The sequence below is a fragment of the Capnocytophaga sp. oral taxon 323 genome, assembly GCF_001278825.1.
Classification (GTDB): Bacteria; Bacteroidota; Bacteroidia; order Flavobacteriales; family Flavobacteriaceae; genus Capnocytophaga; species Capnocytophaga ochracea.
Genome location: NZ_CP012589.1, coordinates 2,152,161 through 2,175,690 on the forward strand (window position 1 = coordinate 2,152,161; position 23,530 = coordinate 2,175,690).

The window sequence follows — 23,530 nt, forward strand, 5'->3', positions numbered from 1 at the left end:
ATTTCTAACCTCTATCCCCTGACCACTAACTCACTATAAAATCAAGATGAATAGCCCAAATGCTAATACCCTCTTTGCGGTCGAGGATTTGCTTATCCTCCTCAGTGAAGGCAGTAGCAGGCTGCAATCCACGAGTCGTGTAATAGCCGAGAATATCCCTATCGGTAGCAATCCCATCAGGCACCTGAAGGTTTTGCCCTGCACTGAGCTCATCAGTAAGACTTACAGCATTTGCCAAAGCCAAGTCAAAAAGCCCCTCAAGGCTCCCTGTGTGCTGCAAACAAGCATCTAATAGAGATTGATTATGTAATACTATTATCTGCATATCCTTTTATCTTTTTTCTCAGTTCGCTGTTCTCTGCTTTAAGTGAGGCAATCACCCGCTTTTGCACTGCAATCTCATCCTCTAAGAGCTGAATCTTTCGGTTGTACAACTCTTCAAACTCTTTAAACTTCTTTTCATAGCGCATAGGCAAATCGTCCAACATATCCTTATACTGCTGTATCTGCTTGCCTCGGTTCTCTATGTCAATGGTTTGGGTTTCAGCATTACGCTTTTTGCGCTCCACTATCCATCCGATAGCCGTGCCTATAAAACCCATCCCAAAGAGCGCTGTAAATATATCCACTGTGTTCATCTTAGCTTATGGTATAATTGAATACACCACTGACTGTACCCCCACTTTGTGAGGCTAAACCTTGGGTGTAGGTGATTTTAATTTGTTTTATCTGTTTTATTACAGCCTGAGCGATCTTCTCGGCAATGCGCTCAAGGCTTGCCTCGTAGTCCTCCTCTTCGGTTTGTTCTGCTTTGAAGGCTTCCTTGATATCTCTTTTAAGTTCTTCTGTGTTGAGCATTTTATGTGTCTTTAAAAAGGTTCTATTCTATATCTCTTTGATGCTAAGCGGTAGTAATCAATCAGCGCCATTTTTTCATAATCATTCTCTTTGTAAAGCTCCTGTGGCACCTTCACAATAAAATCCACCCCTGTATCTGCATAAGCATCTCTGAGCTGCAAAAATAGCTTCCCCAAGTATTTAGGGCGCTGTTCTGCACGTGTGTATATATAAGTACGACTGTGCTTATTACCATCAGTGATGTATATACGTTTCCGCTCAGGGTCGTATTTATCATTAAGCACTTTCTCAAGGTAGCACACCTGTCCATTGTGGCTAAGCCTATAAAGTGCATCCGCGCGCTCCGTGATAAAAGAGCCGTGTAAGCTCTCCAAAGGCTGCAACAAACTCCTCAGCCACGCCACCATCTTACGTTTGCGCAAAAAAGTAGGTAGCTGCCCTATACCCAACCTCTGAGCCGAATACTTTATGATCTTATCTATCATCATAACTCCGATTTAAGTATATATCTTACAGACGAGCGTACCTCCACAGGGTCATCCTCTCCCAAGTACACTGCAAAATAACCACTCTCAGGCACCTTTATAATATTGATACTCTCCCAGTCCCCGTACGAACCCTTCAGAGGGTCAATCCAACGTGTCTGTACCTCTTTAAGCGCTACATCCATCACTCCACGAGCACCCTGTATCTTATCCACTAACTTCTGCACCGAAAGCTCACCATCAAAAGGCAACTCCTTCATAAAACCCTCAATAGCATCCCTTACAGGCTTCTCCCCTGAGGTGATGTCAGTGCCATTCTTATCAAGCACCAAAGCATCGCGCACAATCTCAAGATGCAGTTTTAACTGGTCAGGCAAATAATTAATCACCGTCACAGGCACCCCAGCATCCTTAATCCGAGCCATATACGCACCAAACGACTTTTCAACATCACTACTCAGCTGTGAGAGCTTCCCATCCTTTTCCCCCGCTATCTTCACAATCAAGCGTGTAGCACCTTCACCCTCTGTTACAGCAGCATATTTTACCACCTTCGAGGCAGCAATCTGCTCCTCACTCTTTCCCCTATTATCAAAAAGATCACTTTCTGCCAGCAAGTTAAACCCATATTGAAAAGCCAGTGCCTTCTCCCGATACCAGCGCGCTGTATGAGGCTTAAGCCTACTGAGCCGCTCATCTATATCCGCCTTGTGCAACTCAAACGACTTCTCAAGGCTCTGTATCACAAAAGCAATGATATACACCCACAAGCGCCACACAGCCACCTTCGAAGTGCTGTTAAGCTCCACAAGTGCCCCCTCATTCTCCTTAGCCTTATAAATCTCATTTTCTATTTCTTCTACACTCCGTGCCATAATATTCTTAAAACTTTGCCGCAAAGGTACTCCCACCACGCCACCCCTTAAAATTCCCGTCCCAAAATAGGCAGTAAATCACACCTAAATTAGGTGTAATTTACTGCCCAATTTGGGACAGCTATTTGCTCACAATCCCCACTTGTTACAACTTTGCACCGTCAAAAACAACAATCGTGAAAAACCTAATCGCACATATCAACGCTGACGCCTTAGAGCTCCGCATCACAGGGCGCATCTACTTCGGATGGACTGCCGACGACCTCCGCTATGAGATAGATCAGGCACTTCGCCAAGGCATCAAAACCGCCACCGTCTATCTCAACACCGAAGGCGGCTCCGTTTACGACGCCTCCGAAATCGTCAATCAACTCCGCCGTCTTCAAAGCGTAAAGATAAAAGCGGGCGCACTGGTTGCCAGCGCAGGCACCTATATAATGGCACACTTCCCCGCAGAGGCTTACGCTTCCTCACAGTTTATGATCCACAAACCCCTGACACAGTTCACAGGCAACATAGACCAGATGCAAGCCGATATGAAAGCCTTAGAGAATATCACCGCCCTCTACCGCACCACCTACGCCAAACGCTTTAATAAAACCGAAGAAGAGATAAACACCCTTTGGAAGCAAGACTACTGGATGAGCGCACAAGAAGCCCTTACCCTCGGGCTTATCACCCAAATCGTAGACGGCAACCCCGAGTACAACGACGAAACCCTTGCAATGATGCAAGCCTGTGGCTGTCCTAAAATACCAGCCCCAAAACAAGAAAATAACAAAAAAGTAAATGTACAAAAAATGGATAGAGACAAACTAATCGCCTCCCTCGGCTTGGCAAAAGACGCCACCGACGAGCAAATCACAGCGCGCATTAATGCACTCAGAGAAAAAGAAGCTGATGAGCAAGCAGCCGCTAAAACACGTGCCGAAAAGCTCGTTCATCAAGCTATCTTACAGCGTAAGATCACCGCAGACCTCAAAGAGACTTATGTAGGCTTAGCCACTGCTGAGTACGACAAAACCAAAGACCTCTTTGACAAGATGCAAGGTGTAACCCCTGCCTCTGAAACCATCAACCACAAGCCTAATGCTTCGGCTGATGATCACAGGGGCTGGACTATCGAAGACTATATCGAAAAAGACCCTGAAGCCCTTGAGGCTCTCATTGACAGCAACCCCGAAAGAGTTGCTGAGCTTAACAAACAGTATTTAAACAGTAAGTAAAATGCCCATAAAATCAGAAAATTTAGCAGTAAAGAATGAGCTGGCAGAAGCTGAGCTTATCAAGAATTTTAGGCACGAAAACACTTGGCTTGGTGCCGTAAAGAGTAAGAATGGATGGGTAGGATACAATGTTATCAAAATACCTGTTCAAGGTGCTGCACCTAAGGTATTGATAGATAATAAGACGTATCCTATCAGTAATAAGGTGCGTGAAGACGGTAGGGTAGTAGTTACGCTTCACAAGTATGAAACTACTAACACAGCTGTAACCACCGATGAGTTGTACGCGCTCCCTTATGAAAAAGTAAGTGATGTGCAGCAGCAACATCGCGAAACCCTTGAGGATGAAACCGCACAGCACGCTTTGCAGTCCATCGCTCCACAGAAAAACACTGCAAACACACCCGTGCTTACTACCACAGGTGAAGCAGATGAAAATGGTAGAAAGCGGCTGACAGCCAAAGACCTTATCAACCTGAAAAAGCAGCTTGATAAGCTCAAAGTGCCTAAGGGAGGGCGTGTGTTGGTGCTCTGTGCTGATCACGTAGCAGACTTACTTTTGGAAGACCTCACTTTCAAAACCCGTTACCAAAACACAGCCACAGGGCAAATAGCCTCTAACTACTACGGGTTTGAGGTCTACGAAAGCACCTACGCACCTACCTACAACAGCGGTGAAAAAGAAGCCTTTGGGGTAGCAGCTCAAGGAAAGGAAGCCTCTATTGTCTTCCACAAGAACTATACCGTAAAGGGAACGGGTACTGTAACCCGCTATGCGAGGGATAAGAAAGATGACCCTGAAAATCGCCAACATACCATCGGCTTTGAGCTATACTTCGTTTGTGTAGCTATCAAAGACGAGGGGACGGCAGCCATCATCTCAGGCTAAAAGAGAGCACGAGCCGTGCAGGCAATGAACGTTTGCACGGCTTTTTAAAAATAATTTAAACAGTATTTGAAAATGGAAACATTCAGTATAGAAGAGCTCAAATTGAGAGCTCAAGGAGTCATAGAAAAGAATGGACTCAAAGAGGTGTATGTTACCGAAGATGGACAGGTATTTTTTGATGAAAACCGCGCTCATCTTCACGCTTCGGGTCAGATGAAAGTTTACTCTTTTAAGAGAGAAGGCAAGGCTAAGAATGAAGCCCCAAAAGATGAAAGTGTAAATTCTTCAGAGGGAGAAAACACTAAAAGTAATGGTTCGTGGTTTAAACCTAAAAAATAAGCTATGGGATATTTAGAAGGATTTAGAATAAAAAAAGCAGACGGCGGACTCGGTCGCACTGAGGATACTGCCGACAATGTGTTCTTGCTGGTGGGGGCTATCCCCACCACAGGCACACAGCTGACCGCCGATAAAGCAGAGCTACTCATACAGCTCAAAGACGCCGAAGCACTTGGCATTACCGAGAGCTTTGATGCTAACAACCACACACTGGCACATCACCACCTCTCCGAAGTATTCCGATTAGCCCCTGCGTGCAGCATCTACTTCTTGCCCGTAGAGGCAGGTGTAAAACTCCAAGACAAAGCCGAGGTAATCCTAAAAACCCTACGAGGCAACTCCGATATCAAAGGCATTGCCGCCTTCGGCTTTGATAACGATCTGAGCACCGTAGCCGCCGATGTAGACCAGTTGCAAACCGCCATCATCGATGCCGTAAAGAAAGACGGCATCCTCATTGACTTTCTCCTTCTGGAAGGCAAAGGCAAAGAAGGCTTAGCCATCAACAGCCTCCCCAACCTCAAAGAGAAAGCAGCCCCACAAGTCTCCGTAGTCATCGCACAAGATAGCGCCATAGCCGCCCTCTCCGAGCACTACAAATACTACGCCGCCATCGGGGCAGCCCTCGGTATGCTCGCCGTGCGCAACGTCAGCGAGAGCTTAGGCTCCGTGGACATCGAAACCAAACCCGAAGACGCCAAAGGCGGTAGCACCTACCCCCTGACTGACACAGGGCGCAAACGCTTTATCTCAGCAAGCATCTCCACAGGTGTAAGTACCGACGCCCTCAGCAATGAGCAACTCAAGCTGCTCAAAGATAGGGGCTATATCATAGCAGGAAGCTACCCCGACACCGCAGGCATCTACTTCTCAGCAGCCCCCACCTGCACCAGCAAAGCCTCCGATTACAGCTACATTCAGAACAACCGCGTATGGAACAAAGCAGTCCGCATCTTGCGCCGTACCACCACACCACGCATACAAGCCAAACTGCCCAAAGATCCCACCACAGGCTACCTGAAGGACACCACTGTAACCTCCCTGCAAGAACTCGCTTCCAAAGCCATCGAAAAGCAAATGCTCACCACAGGCGAAATCGACGGCTTAAAGGTAAGCATCAGCCCCAAGCAAGTCGTAGATGAGGACAAACCCCTCGTCGCCGTACTGCGCATCGTAATGCCCGACATCCTCTACATCATTGAGGGCAATGTAGGATTAACAAACAAGTTATAACATTATGGCAAAGACAACAATTATAAACCAATTCGGAAAGCTCCAAGGCTGGAACAACATCACCCTCAACCTCTTGGGGCGTGATGTAGTAGGCATCACCGAGCTGAGCTACTCCGACACCACCAAGAAAGAAAACGTAATGGCAGCAGGCGCCTACCCCGTAGGTCGCTCCGAAAGCAACTACGAAGCAAAAGCCTCTATCACCCTTCTCAAAGAAGAAATAGACGCCATCCTCGCCTCACTGCCCAAAGGCAAACGCCTTCAAGACATAGAGCCCTTTGATATGATCGCCGCCTACGAAAAGAAAGACAGCACCATCCAAAAGGACGCTATCCGCAACGTCGAGTTCACAGGCAACGGCGTAGATGTAAAGCAAGGCGACGGCTCCATAGCCGTAAAATGCGAGCTGATCATCTCCCACATCGACTGGAACATCTAAGTCACAGCAAGGTAAACAATAATTTAAATAAGTAAGATGAAACCATACACACAAGCAGAATTAGAGGACTTCAAAGCTAAATACCCACGTGTAGTGCGTGAAATTGAGGTATATCCTTCAGGCACTACTTTCGATAAGGACGGCACCCCAAGTGAGGAGCCTGCCTGCTTTTTAGTGAAGAAGCCCAACAAAAGCCTACTAAGCCTTATCACCAGCAAAGAGTATAAAGATGCTCCCGAGAAAATCAACGAAGCAGTGGTGAAAAACTGCGTTCTTTTGGGTGATACTGAGCTGATGGAAAGCGATGCCTCTGTTTATATGGGGCTGGTTACTGAGCTTAGCACGATGATTGAGACGGCGAAGGTAGCCTTAAAAAAAGTATAGAGGGGTCGCTGTTAGAGCTTGACACCTACGACTTTCTCGAAGGTATTGACGCTCTTATCACAGCCTATACGGATAAAGACCCCACTACTATGGAAGATGAGGAGTATATCCGCACCTTTCAGGCAATAGACTTCCGACTGAAGTGTGAGGAGCGACTTCATTATCGTGCTACAAAACTTGCCCTTATTGAAACCCTTAACGAATTTTTCTCTAAAGCAACCCCTTAGATGAGCAGTTACACTACCACTTGGACTTTCTCCGCTACTGACAATGTCAGCAGCGTAATAGCCCGTGCACAGCAGAAGGTAGAGGAAGCTACGGAAAAGGTAAGCACTTTTAGAGAACGCCTTAGCCAGCTCTCTGCTATCAATTGGCAGGCAGCCTCACAGGGACTGAGTAGCTTTTTAGAGCTTTTCTCTCGTGGGGCGCAAACGGGTGAGCAGTACGAGGCTGCACTCTTAGACGTTTCGGCAATCACAGGCATTACAGGCGAAGGGTTGGATAAGCTCGGCAGCCGTGCACGCGACCTTGCCAAAGAGTTCGGCGGGAGTGCTACGGATAACCTTTCTACTTTTCAGACCATCCTCTCGCGCTTGGGTCCTCAGATAGGTGAAAGCGATGAGGCACTCTCTAAGATGGGAAAGTATGCCAACACGCTTGCTAAGACAATGGGCGGCGATGTAGTAGGGGCTACCGATGCGCTTACTACCTCAATGCTACAGTTCGGGGTAGACCTTACCAACCCTATTGAAGCTGCTGGGGCTATGGAGCGAATGATGAACGTAATGGCAGCAGGAGCCAAAGAAGGTGCTGCCGAAGTGCCTCAGATAGCCCAAGCTCTTGTAAATGCTGGGGGAGCTGCAAAGCTCTCTAATGTGAGTTTTGAAGAGACTAACGCGGCTCTCCAAGCCTTAGCCCAAAGTGGTAAATACGGCGCAGAGGCAGGGGTAGGCTTGCGTAACGTGCTTATTAAGATGAATGCCCCCTCAGCACTTTCCAAAGAGGCTACCGAGATGCTAAAAGCCTATGGGGTAAATATGCAGAAGGTGTCCGACACTGCATTGCCTTTTGCTGAGCGTCTTAGGGAGTTGCAAAAGGTAGGTAAGGATACCGATGTGCTGGCGGCTGTCTTTGGTGCTGAGAATATCCAAGCAGCACAAGGACTTATTAATACTGCCGATGCACAGGCTGAGCTCACCCAGCAGATAACAGGCACCAACGTAGCAGTAGAGCAATCGCAGACGGTGATGGGTGGCTGGAGTGAGAAGATGAGTCGCGTACACGCGTGGCTTGAAGATGTGAAGATTGCTTGCTTTGGAGCTTTTAAGTACTTAGGGGTGATGGGTGATGCCTTGGGTGGTGCTGTTTCAGTGGCAGGCGACTTAGGGGCTGCGTGGTCAGGACTGGGTCCTATTATCACCTCTTTTGGCTCTTGGCTCAGCAAAACCGTTGTCGCTCAAAAGCTGATGGTTGTATGGACAAAGATTGCCACCGCAGCGCAATGGCTGTGGAATGTAGCTTTATCAGCAAACCCTATCGGTATTATCATTGTAGCCATAGGAGCGCTTATCGCTGGTATTGCTTACCTTGCCTCAAAAGTTAGTGGCTGGGGTGAGGCTTGGAAACACACTTGGAACGGTGCAAAGCTACTGGTTCAAACGTGGGTAGAAGGGGTAAAACTCTACTGGAATACACTTGTCAATGGCTTAATGATTGGTATCAACAAGATTAAAGAGGGTTGGTACAACTTTAAGAATGCAATGGGTATCGGCGATAAAGCTGAGAACAACAAGATGCTGGCACAGATACACGCCGATACTGAAGCCCGTAAGCAAGCTATTGCTGACAGTGCTAAAAAGGCAGTAGAGACAGGTAAGAAAGCTGCTGAGGAGTTTAAAAAAGCTGGACAATCGCTTCATTGGAAAAGTGATGAGAAGAAAGAGGAAGCTACTAAAAAGCCTACTGCCAGTGGTACACTATCACCTGCCTCTGCTATTGGAGATAATACTAATGGCAAAGGGGCAGACCTCGCTACAAGCAAAAGTGGTGACAAAGGCAGTGGCAAAGCTGATACACTCAGTATAGGTGGCGGCTCAGGGGGTGGGGGTAGTAAGACTATCAATGTGAATATACAGATGACGAACACCTTTACCATTGACAAGAACATAGGTAGCAAGGAGTCAGCTGCTAACCAAGTCATCGGACTTATCAATGACCGTATGCGCGATGCCGTAGTGACCCTCTAAGATATGAAAGACATTTTACTAAAAGACAACGATTTAGAAATCATCGGTGGTGATTTTGTCATTGGTGAGAGTGAGCTGCAAGAGGTTGCTCTTTTGCTGCAACTCTACCAAGGCAACCTAAAAAGCGATCCACTGGTAGGTATCAACGCCGTAGAGTGGGTACAGGCAAAGCACGACCCTGTGGCAATTGAGAAACGCGTAAAGGTACAGTTAGAACGTGATGGTAAAGACTATGAGCGTATCAAGAAACAAATTAAAATAAGCAATGGACAACCGCTATAACATAGGACAACTCTTTCAGGCAGCCTTCGGCACCACCCCGCCTGTATACCTTACCGCACCCATCGGCAGCGATAAGCCTACCCCTATCACTTACAGCGGTCTGAAAATAGCCGAGAGCGAAGAAGCCAAACGCCTCTCAAAGCTTGGCACCCCCATTGTCTTCCCCATTAAGTTCAAAGGCGGCAGCTATAAGTTCTATAACAGCAAAGGGCAAATCACCGAAAAAGCCCTTGCTGACCTTTGGCTACCCCCTGCCACAATGGCAGACTTCTCCCGCTCAAAGATGCTTACACGTACCGATGTGATAGGTGGCAACGGCACCGTCAAAGAAATTTACGGCTTCGACGATTGGAGCATCCGCATCCGCACCCTCTGCATCACCGATGAGCTTACTGTCCGAGAGTATGAGCGTCGCCTCGTTGAGTGGAGTGAAGCCGTGCAGAGCATATCTGTAGAAGGCGAACTCTTTGGGTGGAAGAACATCCACAATATAGTCATAGAAAGCATTGACATACGAAGCCTTGAAGGTAGCCCCAACCTGATACCCATAGAACTAAACTGCATCAGTGACGAACCCTTTGAACTCATCTATAAGCTATGACCCTCGCTCTACAAACCGAAATCACCTTTTACCCCTTGAAAGGATTGCCCTTTAAGGTGCAGAAAGTCTCCGCCATAGAGATAGAAAGCAGTTGGAAAATGCTCACCGATACGGCAACTATCGTACTACCCCGCAACGTAGGCGACTTTGATAAGCAAAAGGTGCGCGACCTCTTTAAGGTAGGCGACAAAGTAAGCATTAAGATGGGCTATAACGGCACCCTTGTAGAAGAGTTCACAGGCTACATCACACAAGTATCCGCCGACTTCCCTATACGTCTCACCCTCTCCGATGAGATGTGGAAGCTAAGGCAGCTCCCTGTAAACTACGCCGCCTCAAGCGTAACTCTGAAAAAGTTCCTTACTGACATAGTAAAGAGCCTACCCATCAATACCGATGCCGATGTACCTCTTGGAGCTGTACGTTTTAGCAAAACCACCCTTGGGGCAGTGCTTGATAAGCTCCAAAAAGAATGGGCAATATACAGCTTTATTAGAGAAGGTAAATTAACAGTTGCCAAACCCTATTCAGAAGTAAGTAAACCAAATGAATATCACACCTTTGACTTAGAGCGCAACTGTACTGACAATAGCCTCAAATACCTATCGAAGGAAGAACGCACCGTAAAGATCGTTGGCACTGCCACCCACGGCAAAGGCAATAAACTCAAAGCTGAGTACGGCGATGAGAACCCTGTAACAACCATCAATATGAGCTGGAACGTAAGCACACAAGAAGAACTCGACAAAGAAGTACGTCGCCTGTATGAACTCAGTAAACACGAAGGCTTTGAAGGCACCTTTACCACCTACGGTATCCCCAGCGTGCAACACGGGCAAAAAGTAAAGATAACATCCACCCTTTACCCCGACCGCCACGGCACCTATTACGTAGACCGCGTAAAGAAAACCCTCGAAGCCTCACAATACCGCCAAGAAATAGAAATAGGGGTGCGTGCCGCACAGGCTACTAACCCCTAATCACTGACCCCTAACCCCTAATAAATGAATATAGTAGACGAATTTACCTCTCTGATGACAAAGAACATCAAAAGCCAAGTACCCACCCAAGTGCAGTGGGCACGCATCAGCTCAGTCAATTGGGAAGAAAAAACCTGCCAGGCAACCGACTTAGATAGCGACTTACCTTTCCTCGGCGTACTACTCGGCATCGGCAGCCTCTACCTCAAGCCAAAGGTAGGAAGCCTTGCCCTGATAGGCATCATTGAAAACAGCGACACCAAGCCCTTCCTTTTGCACGCCGAGAGCCTTGAAGCCTTTGAGGTAAACACCGAAAAAGCCAGCTTTACCATCGACGAGAAGCTACTGGTAAAAAACCACCGCGAGAGCCTTACCACCCTCATCGCCGACCTGCTGGCAGCCATCAAACGGATGCGCTTTACCACCAACGTAGGTCCCACCATTAACCTGGTAAACCTTCAGGAGTTCGTAACCCTTGAATCCCGATTTAAAAACCTTTTAAAAGACGCTTAAAACAATGAACAAACTCAACCTAAAACACACAGGCGGCTTCCCCTTTGAAACCAACACCCTTGACTATATGCAGGATGCTTACAGCCTCTTTAACACCCTTGGTGCTATGGCAGGCGAGCTGGTAATCCTCAAAGGCTGTGAGATCACAGGCAACAGCGTTGCCAGCGGCGTGGTCTACATCAAAGCCCTTGACGAGGTGTTGCCCTTCAAAGGCAGTACCCTCTCTGATAAAGTAATTGTAAGAGAAGACATCACCTCTCTACCCTTTGAGGACGGCACCAGCAAAGATGTAGAGCACACCCGTTATGCTACCTTTGGCAACAGCCCCGATGGCTACCTTTGGGCAGACTTTAAGCGCATTGATCCCTTAACCACCGTCATCGCTCGCATTGCCAAGTTAGAGTGGCGCGTCAAGCATACCATTCCTATTGGTACCGTAGCAATATGGGGTAAACCCGCAGATGCGATTCCTATCGGCTGGATAGAATACGAACCTATGCGCGGCTATGTACCTGTGGGCTACCGTCCACGCGATTTTGATTTTGGCACACTTGATAAAACTTTGGGTGAAAGAACACATACCCTGACTACTGGAGAGATGCCAAGCCACAACCACTCTGCTAACACTAATAATTACTATTATTCACAAGATGATAGTGGAAAAGGAGGTTCTAACTGGGAAGTATCAGTAAACAACACAGGAGGTCCCAGAGGGAATTATCAAGGTGATGTAACAGCACCATTTACACAATCAGAAGGTGGTAACCAGCCCCACAACAATATCCAGCCCTCACGCGTAGTAAAATTCATTCAATTTGTAGGCTTTGACGACTAATCCCTAATCACTAACCCCTAACGACTAAATAAAAATGGCAACAGCAAAAGAAATACTCAAAGGTTGGTTCTCCAACTTCAAGAAACCCACCCAAAACCAATTTTGGGCGTGGATAGAAAGCTATTGGCACAAGGATGAAAAGATGCCCATTGATAGTGTCGAAGGACTTAAAGCAGCTCTCGAAAACACTGTTAGTGCCGAGATGATTAATAATCATATCAATGATACCAACGCACACCAAGCTCTTTTTGACCGCAAGCTCGACAAAGGTAGCTACACAGGTACAGCAGCAGACCTCAAAGCCGCTATTGATGCTATCAACCATATCTTGCAATCAGACGACACTGACCTCGACCAACTGCAAGAGATTGTAAACTATATCAAGCAGAATAAGCAAATCCTCTCTCAGCTGGGCATTAGCAACATTGCAGGTTTAGAAGATGCTCTGGCAGGTAAAATGGGCAAAGACAATATCATTGCTGGAGATAATATTACCATCACAGAGGAAAATGGTAATAAGAAGATAAGTGCAAATCTATCTTCCCAAGTTGAAACTATTAAAGAAGTTAAAGTTAGATATCCTGCAACAGCTACTTTTTGGTTAGAAGAAAAAGATAACATTAATAACTGTATATTAGTACTAAGTTCTGAAAATGTAACAAAAGATGCAACCTTATCTTTTCCTCAATCCAAAAACATAACTTTTGCAATTATTAAAACCTTTCCTCAAAAACTAACCTTCTCTGGAGATTATATAGGAGATAATTCTATAGAGGGAGGTGTTGGCAGTACAGCTACTATTACAGTTTGTAATGGTAAGATGTATTCGAGTATTAACAATAAATAATTAACCTATGAATTGTCAATCGTTTTTTGATTTAGGTAATGCAGGTAAGGAAGTAGGATTATTCAATGCTGTATTAGTAGAACAATCTTTTAATTTAGATACCCTTAGCACAAATCCATACATACATTTTTATTTTGATCCAGAGCAAGAGGAAGATATATACAATAAGTTTTGTACACTATTTGGAACAATTAATAATGCTTTTTATCTTATAGATGACAATGCTCCTAATGCTCATTTGAATAATAGAGTGGAAGCAACTGTAACTACTGAGACAGGTAGAATAACTATAAGGCTTAATATGACGGGATTTTGGGGTAATATTGATGAGAGCAACACCAATATTTCTCATACTTTAAAAATATATCAAAGTCACGTAAGTTTTGACTATTCACCTTACACAAAAAAACTCCTGAAAGGGAAGAAAAAAGGTAATATTTGGAATACACAGGAAGCAATTATAGGCAGTTTGATGGTTACAAAAACTCTAACTCCTCCACCAACAATGAACCTTAGAGAAGTATTCACAACTCTTACAGGAAATTTAGATGCCACGCGATGGTGTAATCGTGGAGATGTTAATTTTATAAATGGTACTATCGATTGTTTGTGTAATGTTAAGGATAATGATCAAGATTTCTATAGCAATTGGCAATGGGGCAATGGGAAGGAAGATAGGTTTGTTTGGTGTGGTTTTAGTTTAAAGGGCTACTTGATTAGTATTTATGAAACGAACTCTCAGACGTCAATCCTCTTAGATAAAGTTTCTTCATTTGGATATACCAATAATAATACTAATAAAAATAATGGGACATACATAATTAAAGATGAAAAAAATAAAATTATAAGAGAAAACGACTATTTTGAGGGTTACTGTACGCTAACAAATATAGCTACAAATGAGATTTCACCTATGTATAAACTATATTTAGGATGCTCTCACGAACCATTTTAATTAGATAAATTATGCACAAATACATCATTAAACTCTTTGCCTTATCTTACATCACTAAGGTAGGCAGCTTTACACGAGGGGCAAATATCATTTTCCCTCTTATGGTACTCAGTGGGACACTTGCCATCTACAACAGCCCTTTACAATACATAGTTTATGTGCTATTGTTTATCGTCCTATACTTTGGCTTTGTGTACTTCCACTTCTATCCGCTCACGCGGGCAGATGCAAAATATTTCGATGCCTCACAACGTCATCAGTGGGCAATCTATCACGGCAAAAAATACCCCTTAGCATACAATCCGCTGTGGGTAGCACTCGTAAACCCGATTGTCATCATCCTGTTTTTAATCTATTATCTATTATGCTAACACTCAAAAAATCCACTCGACAAATCACCTACCTCGTCGTCCACTGCTCAGCCACACCCGAAGGCAAAGCCTTTACTGTAAAGGATATCGACCAGTGGCACCGTGCACGCGGCTTCAAAGGCATAGGCTACAACTACGTCATCTACCTTGACGGCACTATTCACGAGGGCAGAGATGTAAACCTCATCCCCGCTCACGTTGAGGGGCATAACAAAGATAGCATTGGTATCTGCTACATCGGCGGGTGTGAGGCACACAGCCAATTACCCAAAGACACCCGCACCCCGCAGCAGAAAGTCGCCCTATTAGAGCTACTCAAAGCCCTAAAAAAGCTCTACCCCAACGCCCAAATCTTAGGGCACCGCGATTTTGCAGGCGTTAACAAAGCCTGCCCAAGTTTCGATGCCAAAACCGAGTACAAACAGCTTTGAGCTTAGACCTACATTGGACTTACGTTGGACCTACATTGGACTAATAGAATAAATAATAAACAAAAATAAACACGTATGAAACACTATGCACTGTGCACTATCCTCTGTGCACTAATGCTAACCGCCTGCCGCACCAAGCAGGTATCCACCGAAAAGACTGTGCAGACCACTGAGCGGCATTATAACGCCCAGCTCGACAGCCTATTTACCGAAATAGGCAAGAAGGTCAGCACCCTCGAAAACCAGTCCCTATTGCAGTCGGCGCACTTCTCACTGAGCACCGTAACAGATAAAGACGGCACCGTCCGCGACCTCATCTATACCCACGAGAAGGACGGCAAACTCATTGAGAAAATCACCCTCACAGGCGGGGTGCTCACTCAAAGCGGGCAATATGCCAATACCGCCAGCAGTGAGCGACAAGAGCTAAGCAGCCAGCAATTTGCGCGCGCAAAAGCCATAAATAACACATCAGAGCGCAGGGCTGTAAAGAACACTCATAAACAAAAACAAGTCAAAGTACACGGCTTTCAGGCAGGCGTATACATCACCCTCAGCATTATAGCAATCGCCTTAGTAGTCCTTGCCTTTATTGCTTGGCGTCTCAACCTGTTTCAATACTTTAAAAAGAATTTAAAAGGTATTTAAATACCACTTCAATGGAGGAACGAAGTAAAAAAGATGCCTCCGCTTAATATAGTTCCCCAACTATAAAATACGACCCGAAAGCCCTGCGGAGGACATCTCTAATGTCTTCTGTGGGTTTTCGGGCTATTATTTATTATAGTTGGGGAACTGCAAAAGTACAAATAATAACTTAACCAACCAAAACTTCTATGAAAAATACATCAAAAATCTATCAACGCACACCAATAACTTACTATGGTGGTAAGCAGACAATGCTACCCTACATCCTACCTTTAATCCCTGAGCATCAACTCTATGTAGAACCCTTCTTTGGCGGAGGCGCAGTATTTTGGGCAAAACAACCCACGAAAGTAGAAATCATCAATGACTTCAATGCCAACGTCTACAACTTCTATCAAGTGCTCAAAACAGACTTCCAGCAGCTCAAAACACTCGTAGAACGAACTCTCGTAAGCCGCGAAGCCTATAAACACGCCTTAGTGATTTATCACTCACCCTTTGTCTTTACTCCCATTGAACGCGCTTGGGCATTTTGGTTTGCTACCAATTGTGGTTTTTCCAACCAAATACTCAACTGCCGCATCACCAGCAATGGCAAGAATGTAGGTGCTTTAAACAACAAGATAAAAGAGTTTACCGACATATACTCTCAGCGTCTACAGACCGTACAGATTGAAAATAACGATGCCCTAAGTGTGATCGAGCACCGCGATACCCCTACCACCTTCTTCTACATTGATCCACCCTATGTAGGTGCTGACCAAGGACATTATGGTGGCTACACCCAAGAGCATTTTGACGCTCTTCTGTCTGTACTTACAAAGGTAAAAGGTAAGTTCCTACTCAGCAGCTACCACAACCCTGAATTAAGCCGCTTAGTAGTTGAATATGGCTGGTATCAGCAAGAAATAGCACTACACTTAAGCAGTGCCAACACCAAGGGTAAAAAACGCTTAGAGATACTCACAGCTAATTACCCCATAAAAGTATAACTTTAATTTTGCCATTAGAAAAGCCGCTACAATATCACATTGTAACGGCTTTTTTTATATCTTTACACCCTGAAATTTATGTACATTTCGTTTTGCGATTTTGTACATTTCGTTTTGCGGATTATAGTTGCAAATGTAAAATAGTTTCCTTACATTTGCAAAAGAAAATAAAGATATATCCTTATTTTATTGTTATTCTAAATAAGAAAACTTGTACTTATGACTTATTTTCAGCATTTTAACCTATTTTAAACGTAAAATATTTTAAAAACACTATACCAATGAAAAAACATTTATTATCATTTTTTGCTTTGGGTACCGCTTTCGTTTTGTACCCCACTTTAGCAACTGCGCAGGTAGAAAATCCTCCTGCCCCTAATGAAGGTGTTCCTCCTCCACAACCTCCTATGGAAGAGATGATGACGCCACCTCCTCCGCCACCTGCCGATAACGAGTTCACTCTATCAGCACAAATTCGTCCGCGTTTCGAGTACCGCAATGGGGCATATCGTCCTTTAGTAGAAGGTGAATCGCCTGCTATCCTCACCAACAACCGCGTGCGCTTAAACTTCGACTATAAGCATAGCGACCGCCTACATTTGTACGTTTCTCTTCAAAACGTGAACGTTTGGGGGCAAGCGCAACAAGTACAAGCCGTCGATAAAACAGGCGGTATGTCGGTTTTTGAGGCTTATGCCGAATTCCCTCTTGTGAATACCCTTAGCGCAAAAGTAGGTAGACAAGTGATTGCACTGGACGACGACCGTATTTTCGGCTCTCTCGATTGGCACCCTGCCGGACGTAGCCACGATGCAGTGAACCTCAACTGGACACCTTCTGAAAAGTTGACACTCCGCGGTTTCTTTGCTTATAACCAATCAGGAAGTACCACGACCCCTACGCTAAATGTAAATACTCCCAGCGGACAGAATTTTACTCCAGGATTGGGTCAGGATTACCAACACTTGCAAGCTCTTCACGCACACTATAGCATCAGTGAAGCGCACCAATTGTCGCTCTTGTTTGCTAACTTAGGTTACCGTACTGATGATAGTGCTGACCAAAATATGCAAACTTTTGGTGCACACTACACTGGCAAAAGTAACCAGTTCACCTATGGAGCTTCTGCTTATATGCAAACCGGTAAAAACGCTACAGGAGCCGATAAAAGCGCTTATATGTTTGCAGTGAACGCAGGCTACAAGTTCTCTCCTATCTTTGGTTTAACCGCTGGAGTAGATTACCTCAGTGGCAACGCCTCTGATGACACTTCGGGTAAAGACAAGAAATTCAATCCATTCAGCGGTACCAACCACAAGTTCTACGGTTTTATGGATTATTACTATGTAGGTTTCACTCCTTCCGTAGGTTTGCTCAATCCTTATCTCACTGCCAATGTGCGCACTGGCGAAAAGAGCAACCTCAGCGCTACTTATCACTTCTTTGCACCTGCTGCTAAATTTGAAGTTGGTGGCAAAAAACACAGTAGCTATGGCAGTGAAATCGACTTGGTGTACAACTTAAAAGTACAACCTTTTATAGGGTTACAAGTAGGTTACTCTACTTATTTTGCTAACGATGGCACCAAAGCCCTCAAAGGTACTGCTAACCAACGCGGTTACCAAGACTGGTTCTGGTGTAGCCTAAACATCAATCCTAAATTGTTCTCTGCGATATTTTAATTGTATTGAACTATAATAAGAAGAGGTAAGAATTGCCATAGCATTCTTACCTCTTCTTTTTTGCTAAATTGTTCACTACATCTCTCTCCTACCTTCGCTTTACTTTTTACCTTGTCACATTCTAAAAAAAAAACTCTATTTCTGCCACATCCCTTTGTAAGTCATCATTCGTCCCCCGTCATTACTTCCCCTTTCCGTCACCTCCCTATTGCCTATGCCCTAAGACCTCACACTTTCCCATTTACTAATTTTCTAATTTGCTAATTCCCTAATTATCCCTTCTCTTTTCCGTCATATTCCCCCTAGTGCCTATGGCCTAAGTCCTAGTGCCTCTTCCTCTTTCTTTCGCCTCGAAACCCTGTTTTTACCGTTTTTTGTGTCGCTGTATTATACTATGAATCAATTTTTTATATACTCTTTCTATACCGATCGTCCAAGATTCGTATAAGCTTTCTATAAGCTCTCTATAAGCTAACCTCACCCTCCTTACACCCTTTTTTCACCAAAACCCCTCCCTTCTCTCTTCCGAACTTCTCCGTTTCCTTCCGAATCCTCCTAACAACCCTAACACATCGCTTTTCCATCTCAAACTTTGGCAAAGTTTTAAACTTTGCCAAAGTTAAATGAACTAACAATATTTACTCATTCTCTCATTTTCTAATTCTCTCAATTTTTTATTCTTTTTTATTCTCAGAAATATCTAACAATCAAAATATTGCATTTTCTTGTAGTACTTTTGACGTAGTACGTCATTTCGTTAATTTTTCATTGTAGTAGTTTTGACGTAGCTCTTTTTTTGGAGATAAAAGAAACTTTTAGCAATTTTGCAGTGAAAAAAATCAATAACATATGGAAATAAAGAAAATATTGTTTTTCTTCCTGATGTTTTCTCTAACCGTTACCCTGCACGCTCAGCAAATTACCGTACAAGGTACCGTTTATGAAGAAGGGACTAAAAACCCCATTCCAGGAGCAAACGTAATTGTAAAGGGTACTACCCAGGGTACTTCTACCGACTTCGAAGGGCACTATACACTTCCCAATGTGCCCTCCAATGCCGTCTTAGAAGTCAGCTTCGTAGGTATGCAGACCCAAAATGTAAAAGTAGCAGGACGCTCCCGCATTAATGTTACTTTAAGAGAAAATACCCAAGAGCTCAAAGAAGTAGTAGTGATTGGGTATGGGGCAGCTCAAAAACGAGACCTTACAGGCTCTATTGTCAGTCTTAAAACCGATGAATTTGCTGACCGTCCGTCTACCAACCCCTTAGCCTCTATCCAAGGGAAGGTAGCTGGGGTGCAAATCGTTAATACAGGGCGGGCAGGGCAAGACCCCGAAATCCGTATCCGCGGTACAAACTCTATCAACGGCTATACACCTCTGTACGTAGTCGATGGGCTCTTTACCGATAATATCAACTACCTCAACCCGCAGGATATCGAGTCTATGGAAATCCTCAAAGACCCCTCGTCTCTCGCAATCTTCGGGGTTCGTGGTGCCAATGGGGTGATTATCATTACCACCAAGAAAGCCAAAAAAGGACAAACCATCGTAAACATCAATTCTTCCGTAGGATTAAAAGTCATCAACGACCGTGTTGCAATGACTGATGCCGAAGGCTTTAAAACTCTTTATGACGAAGAGTTAGCCAATAAAGGCGCCAATCCGTTTGATTATACCCATTGGCAAGCTAATACCGATTGGCAAGATGAAATCTTCCGCCGTGCGTGGGTGTCCAATCATAACGTGAGCGTAGCTAGCTCAGGCGAAAAGGGGCGCTTTTATATGGGGGCAGGCTATACCGATGAAGAAGGCTCTATCAAGCACGAAAAGCTCTCTAAACTCACCCTCAACCTCAGCAGCGATTACAACGTAACCGACTTTTTGCGTTTTGGTTTCCAAGCCAATGGCTCACGTATCCTCCCTGCCGACGGGCGCGGTGTAGAAGCAGCGCTCAAAGCGGTTCCTATTGCCCCCGTGAAAGATGAAAATACAGGTTTGTTTTACGATATGCCTAACTTCCAAAATGCACAGGTATACAATCCTATGATACGTGTAGAAGAACAAGCTAATAATGCCAAAGCTTCTATTCACCGTTTAACAGGGAACATCTATGGAGAATTGAAGTTCTTGAAAGACTTTACTTTCAAAGCCACTTTCTCCGCCGATTATAACGTCCACGAAGAACGCAAATTCGACCCTCTTACCTATGTGTATAGTCCTTTAACTCGCGATAAAAAACACATAGGAGGACAGTATGAAACCCTTTCACAATCTAAGGCAACCACTTTGCGCACTCAGCAAGATTACATACTTTCATTTAAAAAGCAATGGGGGAAACACAACCTCAATGCAATGACAGGGCTCACTACTGATTATAAAGAATATTCTAAGTTAAATGGAGCGCGTAGTCAGCATATGGACGATATTATTTTTTCTCCTAACGGCAATACCGATAAATGGTGGCTTTCTTCTTTTGGAGCTAAGAATTCTTCTAATGATTCTTCACAAAACAGACGCTTCACTATGTCTTATCTCCTTAGAGCTCTTTATAATTACGACAATCGTTATTTGCTCAACGCTTCTTATCGCCGTGATGGAGCTTCAGTATTTCATCGCTTGGGCAATACGTGGGACAACTTCTACTCCTTTGGCGCAGGTTGGGTACTCAGTGAAGAAGCCTTTATGAAAAACCAAAAAGTAGTAGATTACCTCAAACTAAAAGGTTCTTGGGGTGTGCTAGGTAACCAAAACACAGGCAATGATTACCCTCTTTACCCTAGATTAGTAAGTTCAAGTAGTGCTGTTTTTGGCGACCGTATTATTACAGGCTATGTACCTGCCTATTTAGTACAAAACTTAGGTTGGGAAAAGACCTATGCGTGGGAAGCCGGTGCCGAGTTCCGTTTCTTAGGCAATCGCCTCAGTGTAGAGCCTGTTTACTATCATAAGAAAACCAAAGACCTTATTGTAAATCTGCCTAGCCTTGCAGGTACACAAAACTCTTTGGAGAACCTCGGAGAGATAGAGAATAAAGGTTGGGAAATTTCAGCCTCTTGGCAAGACCAACTCAAAGAAAGCGGATTTAGTTATGGTGTAAGTGCCAATATCACCACTATTGATAACAAAGTGCTTTCATTAGGTCGTAATGCAGAGTATGCCGTATATAGTGGTCCAAACGACGTAGCGCGTAGCTTGGAAGGTTATCCTATTGGTCATTTTTACGGCTACAGAGTGATTGGTGTATATCAAAATTATCAGGACATTGCCAATTCTCCAGTAAATTCTTTTGGAGCTAAACCTGGTGACCTTAAATTTGCCGACCTCAACGGTGATGGTAAAATAGACACCAAAGACCGTGAGATGATAGGTAATCCTACCCCAGATCTTACCTATGGTTTTAGTCTCAATCTCGGCTACAAAGGCTTTGACCTTTCAGCAGAGTTTATGGGAGCTTATGGCAACGAAATTTATCGCGGTTGGGGTGAAAGTGGTTATGCGACCCTTAACTACCAAGCACACCGCTTGAACCGTTGGCACGGCGAAGGCACTTCTAACTGGGAGCCTATTGTAGATAACAGTCGCCCCATCAATCGTATGAACTCTTCATACTATATAGAAGATGGTAGCTTTTTCCGCTTGCGCAACGTGCAGTTAGGCTATAGCTTGCCACAAGACGTATTACAACGTCTAAGAGTACAGAAATTGCGCTTCTATGCCAATATGCAAAACCTAAAAACTTGGCATAAAAACACAGGCTATGTTCCCGAAATAGGAGGTAGTGCCTTATCTTTCGGTATCGATACGGGTACTTACCCTATGCCAATGATTATTACTTACGGTGTAAATATCACTTTTTAATTAACAATTATGAAAAAGAATATAAACCATATTATAGCAATAGGATTAATGGTAACAAGTGTTGCCCTCTTCACCCATTGCAACAAGTTCGACCAAGAGCCTCAAGGCGAATGGTATGAAGGAGAACAAAAAGGAGCCGCTGGTACTTATGAAGCCGAAGTTTTTGGGATGTATGGTAAAATGCGAGCTTCTTCTATCACGTCAGGATTGCCAGCTTTGGCGGTACACAGCTTCCGCAGTGAAGATGCCGAAAAAGGCTCTAACGCAGGAGATTCAGCTGATTCTAAGAATGTAGACGATTTCAATTACGTAGCTACCAATGCTCTTGTATCACAGTATTACGACGGAAACTATGAATTGATTTTCGCAGCCAATACTGTAATTGATAAGATTAATAATGCCAATCAAACCTCTTTGGCAGAAACAGATAAAGTCAATAGAGGAGAAGCTCATTTCTTCCGTGCTTATGCTTTTTTCAATTTGGTGCGCGCCTTTGGTGAAGTACCTCTTATTAACTTCTCGGTGAAAAGTAGAGATGAAGCCAATAAACCAAAAGCATCAGTAGAAAACATTTACGCACAAATTGATGCTGACCTCGCTATTGCCGAGCGCGATTTACCACGAATGTGGCCTACTACTTTTGTAGGACGCCTTACTTGGGGAGCTGCTCGCGCCCTGCATGCTCGCACCTATATGATGCGTAGTAATTGGCAAGAAATGTATACCGCTTCTGTAGATGTAATTAACTCAGGATTGTATAATCTAAGTGCCGATTACAATAAGATTTTCCGTGAGACAGGCGAGAATGGACCCGGTTCTATTTTTGAATTGCAATGCACTTTTGATAAGGCATACAAAGCAGAACAAGTAGGAAGTACTTTTGCCCAAGTACAAGGAGTGCGCGGTTCTGGGCAATGGGATTTCGGTTGGGGTTTCAACTGTCCTACTCAATACTTAGCTGATGCTTTTGAAACAGGTGACCCTCGCAAAGATGAAACCTTGCTTTATTTTGCTAAAAATATAGCAGAAGCCAACGCTATGCAGCCTAATACACCCTATGGCGAAAAACCTATCGCTAATAATGATGTAGTGAATAAGTATTACAACAAGAAAGTATATACTGATCCTGCTTTGCGTCGCACCAATAGCAAGTTTGGTTATTGGTTCAATATTCGCCTTATTCGTTATTCCGATGTACTCTTAATGGCTGCCGAAGCAGCTAATGAGCTTGGTAACAGTGCCGAAGCACTTACCTACTTGGAACAAGTGCGCGCCCGTGCAAGACGAACTAGTAGTACCCCTGTGCTTCCTGCCGTTACTACCACTAATCAAAGTGATTTGCGTAAGGCTATTCGTCACGAGCGCCGTGTAGAACTGGGTATGGAGTTTGACCGCTTTTATGACTTAGTACGTTGGAATATAGATGTAGAAACTCTTCATAATGCAGGTAAAGCCTCTTATCAAGTAAAACATCGTTTGTTCCCTTTACCACAAACACAGATAGACCGTTCTAACGGTGTACTCGTTCAAAACCCTAATTATTAATTGAGATAACAGG

General features: G+C 44.4%; 26 protein-coding genes. 21 read left to right on the forward strand and 5 right to left on the reverse strand.

All coding sequences use genetic code 11. From position 1 onward, the window contains the following. Positions 1-25: 25 nt before the first annotated feature. The 5 genes from AM608_RS09350 to AM608_RS09370 are packed head-to-tail and all read right to left on the reverse strand — an operon-like array spanning position 26 to position 2,218. Positions 26-325, reverse strand: a complete 300-nt coding sequence (locus AM608_RS09350) for a hypothetical protein (RefSeq protein WP_053581561.1) — start codon at positions 323-325, stop codon at positions 26-28. Beyond that, positions 303-638 carry a hypothetical protein gene (locus AM608_RS09355; protein WP_053581562.1) on the reverse strand — a complete coding sequence of 112 codons (336 nt, stop codon included), beginning with the start codon at positions 636-638 and terminating at the stop codon, positions 303-305. The genes AM608_RS09350 and AM608_RS09355 overlap by 23 nt, the downstream gene beginning before the upstream one ends. Before the next feature lies 1 nt (position 639). Further along, positions 640-858, reverse strand: coding sequence for a hypothetical protein (locus AM608_RS09360; protein WP_053581563.1), 219 nt, complete (start codon positions 856-858; stop codon positions 640-642). 11 nt (positions 859-869) lie between these two features. Continuing rightward, complete coding sequence (locus AM608_RS09365) at positions 870-1,346, reverse strand: hypothetical protein (RefSeq protein WP_253273468.1); 477 nt, start codon at positions 1,344-1,346, stop codon at positions 870-872. Continuing rightward, positions 1,343-2,218, reverse strand: coding sequence for a hypothetical protein (locus tag AM608_RS09370; protein WP_053581565.1), 876 nt, complete (start codon positions 2,216-2,218; stop codon positions 1,343-1,345). Before AM608_RS09370 ends, AM608_RS09365 begins: the two co-directional genes overlap by 4 nt. 176 nt (positions 2,219-2,394) lie before the next feature. Here AM608_RS09370 and AM608_RS09375 point away from each other — a divergent pair, with 176 nt between their 5' ends. The 21 genes from AM608_RS09375 to AM608_RS09475 all read left to right on the forward strand — a co-directional run bounded on the left by AM608_RS09375 (position 2,395) and on the right by AM608_RS09475 (position 23,517). Further along, positions 2,395-3,444, forward strand: a complete 1,050-nt coding sequence (locus AM608_RS09375) for an ATP-dependent Clp protease proteolytic subunit (RefSeq protein ID WP_053581566.1) — start codon at positions 2,395-2,397, stop codon at positions 3,442-3,444. 1 nt (position 3,445) lies between these two features. Further along, entirely contained in the window at positions 3,446-4,333 is an 888-nt protein-coding gene (locus tag AM608_RS09380) for a hypothetical protein (RefSeq protein WP_053581567.1), read from the forward strand. 72 nt (positions 4,334-4,405) lie between these two features. Then, complete coding sequence (locus tag AM608_RS09385; RefSeq protein WP_157466307.1) at positions 4,406-4,672, forward strand: hypothetical protein; 267 nt, start codon at positions 4,406-4,408, stop codon at positions 4,670-4,672. A 3-nt stretch (positions 4,673-4,675) separates the two neighbouring features. Further along, complete coding sequence (locus AM608_RS09390; RefSeq protein ID WP_053581569.1) at positions 4,676-5,905, forward strand: DUF2586 family protein; 1,230 nt, start codon at positions 4,676-4,678, stop codon at positions 5,903-5,905. A gap of 4 nt (positions 5,906-5,909) precedes the next feature. Further along, positions 5,910-6,344, forward strand: coding sequence for a hypothetical protein (locus AM608_RS09395; RefSeq protein WP_053581570.1), 435 nt, complete (start codon positions 5,910-5,912; stop codon positions 6,342-6,344). Between the two features lie 36 nt (positions 6,345-6,380). After that, complete coding sequence (locus AM608_RS09400) at positions 6,381-6,728, forward strand: hypothetical protein (RefSeq protein WP_053581571.1); 348 nt, start codon at positions 6,381-6,383, stop codon at positions 6,726-6,728. Between the two features lie 227 nt (positions 6,729-6,955). Next, positions 6,956-8,974, forward strand: a complete 2,019-nt coding sequence (locus AM608_RS09405; protein WP_053581572.1) for a phage tail tape measure protein — start codon at positions 6,956-6,958, stop codon at positions 8,972-8,974. Positions 8,975-8,977: 3 nt separating this feature from the next. Continuing rightward, the gene (locus AM608_RS09410) at positions 8,978-9,256 is read left to right on the forward strand and encodes a hypothetical protein (RefSeq protein ID WP_053581573.1); all 279 of its coding nucleotides are present in this window, start codon (positions 8,978-8,980) and stop codon (positions 9,254-9,256) included. Beyond that, on the forward strand, positions 9,240-9,857 hold the full coding sequence (locus AM608_RS09415) for a DUF6046 domain-containing protein (protein ID WP_053581574.1): 618 nt from the start codon (positions 9,240-9,242) through the stop codon (positions 9,855-9,857). The genes AM608_RS09410 and AM608_RS09415 overlap by 17 nt, the downstream gene beginning before the upstream one ends. Then, positions 9,854-10,837 carry a hypothetical protein gene (locus tag AM608_RS09420; protein WP_053581575.1) on the forward strand — a complete coding sequence of 328 codons (984 nt, stop codon included), beginning with the start codon at positions 9,854-9,856 and terminating at the stop codon, positions 10,835-10,837. The genes AM608_RS09415 and AM608_RS09420 overlap by 4 nt, the downstream gene beginning before the upstream one ends. A gap of 24 nt (positions 10,838-10,861) precedes the next feature. Beyond that, positions 10,862-11,350, forward strand: coding sequence for a hypothetical protein (locus AM608_RS09425; RefSeq protein ID WP_157466310.1), 489 nt, complete (start codon positions 10,862-10,864; stop codon positions 11,348-11,350). A 4-nt stretch (positions 11,351-11,354) separates the two neighbouring features. Beyond that, positions 11,355-12,185: a hypothetical protein gene (locus AM608_RS09430; protein WP_053581577.1), complete on the forward strand. Its 831-nt coding sequence runs from the start codon at positions 11,355-11,357 to the stop codon at positions 12,183-12,185. 34 nt (positions 12,186-12,219) lie between these two features. Beyond that, positions 12,220-13,032: a hypothetical protein gene (locus tag AM608_RS09435; RefSeq protein ID WP_053581578.1), complete on the forward strand. Its 813-nt coding sequence runs from the start codon at positions 12,220-12,222 to the stop codon at positions 13,030-13,032. Positions 13,033-13,039: 7 nt separating this feature from the next. After that, positions 13,040-13,987: a hypothetical protein gene (locus tag AM608_RS09440; RefSeq protein ID WP_053581579.1), complete on the forward strand. Its 948-nt coding sequence runs from the start codon at positions 13,040-13,042 to the stop codon at positions 13,985-13,987. 11 nt (positions 13,988-13,998) lie between these two features. Next, positions 13,999-14,358 carry a hypothetical protein gene (locus AM608_RS12160; protein ID WP_157466313.1) on the forward strand — a complete coding sequence of 120 codons (360 nt, stop codon included), beginning with the start codon at positions 13,999-14,001 and terminating at the stop codon, positions 14,356-14,358. After that, positions 14,352-14,789 carry an N-acetylmuramoyl-L-alanine amidase gene (locus tag AM608_RS09445; protein ID WP_053581580.1) on the forward strand — a complete coding sequence of 146 codons (438 nt, stop codon included), beginning with the start codon at positions 14,352-14,354 and terminating at the stop codon, positions 14,787-14,789. Before AM608_RS12160 ends, AM608_RS09445 begins: the two co-directional genes overlap by 7 nt. Before the next feature lie 75 nt (positions 14,790-14,864). Then, entirely contained in the window at positions 14,865-15,437 is a 573-nt protein-coding gene (locus AM608_RS09450) for a hypothetical protein (RefSeq protein ID WP_157466316.1), read from the forward strand. Between the two features lie 188 nt (positions 15,438-15,625). Next, entirely contained in the window at positions 15,626-16,429 is an 804-nt protein-coding gene (locus tag AM608_RS09455) for a DNA adenine methylase (protein WP_053581582.1), read from the forward strand. A gap of 281 nt (positions 16,430-16,710) precedes the next feature. Beyond that, positions 16,711-18,111 (forward strand): alginate export family protein, encoded by a 1,401-nt coding sequence (locus AM608_RS09460; protein WP_053581583.1) that lies wholly within the window; start codon positions 16,711-16,713, stop codon positions 18,109-18,111. 849 nt (positions 18,112-18,960) lie between these two features. Continuing rightward, on the forward strand, positions 18,961-21,972 hold the full coding sequence (locus tag AM608_RS09470; RefSeq protein ID WP_053581585.1) for a TonB-dependent receptor: 3,012 nt from the start codon (positions 18,961-18,963) through the stop codon (positions 21,970-21,972). A 9-nt stretch (positions 21,973-21,981) separates the two neighbouring features. Beyond that, positions 21,982-23,517 (forward strand): RagB/SusD family nutrient uptake outer membrane protein, encoded by a 1,536-nt coding sequence (locus tag AM608_RS09475; protein ID WP_053581586.1) that lies wholly within the window; start codon positions 21,982-21,984, stop codon positions 23,515-23,517. Positions 23,518-23,530 lie beyond the last annotated feature (13 nt).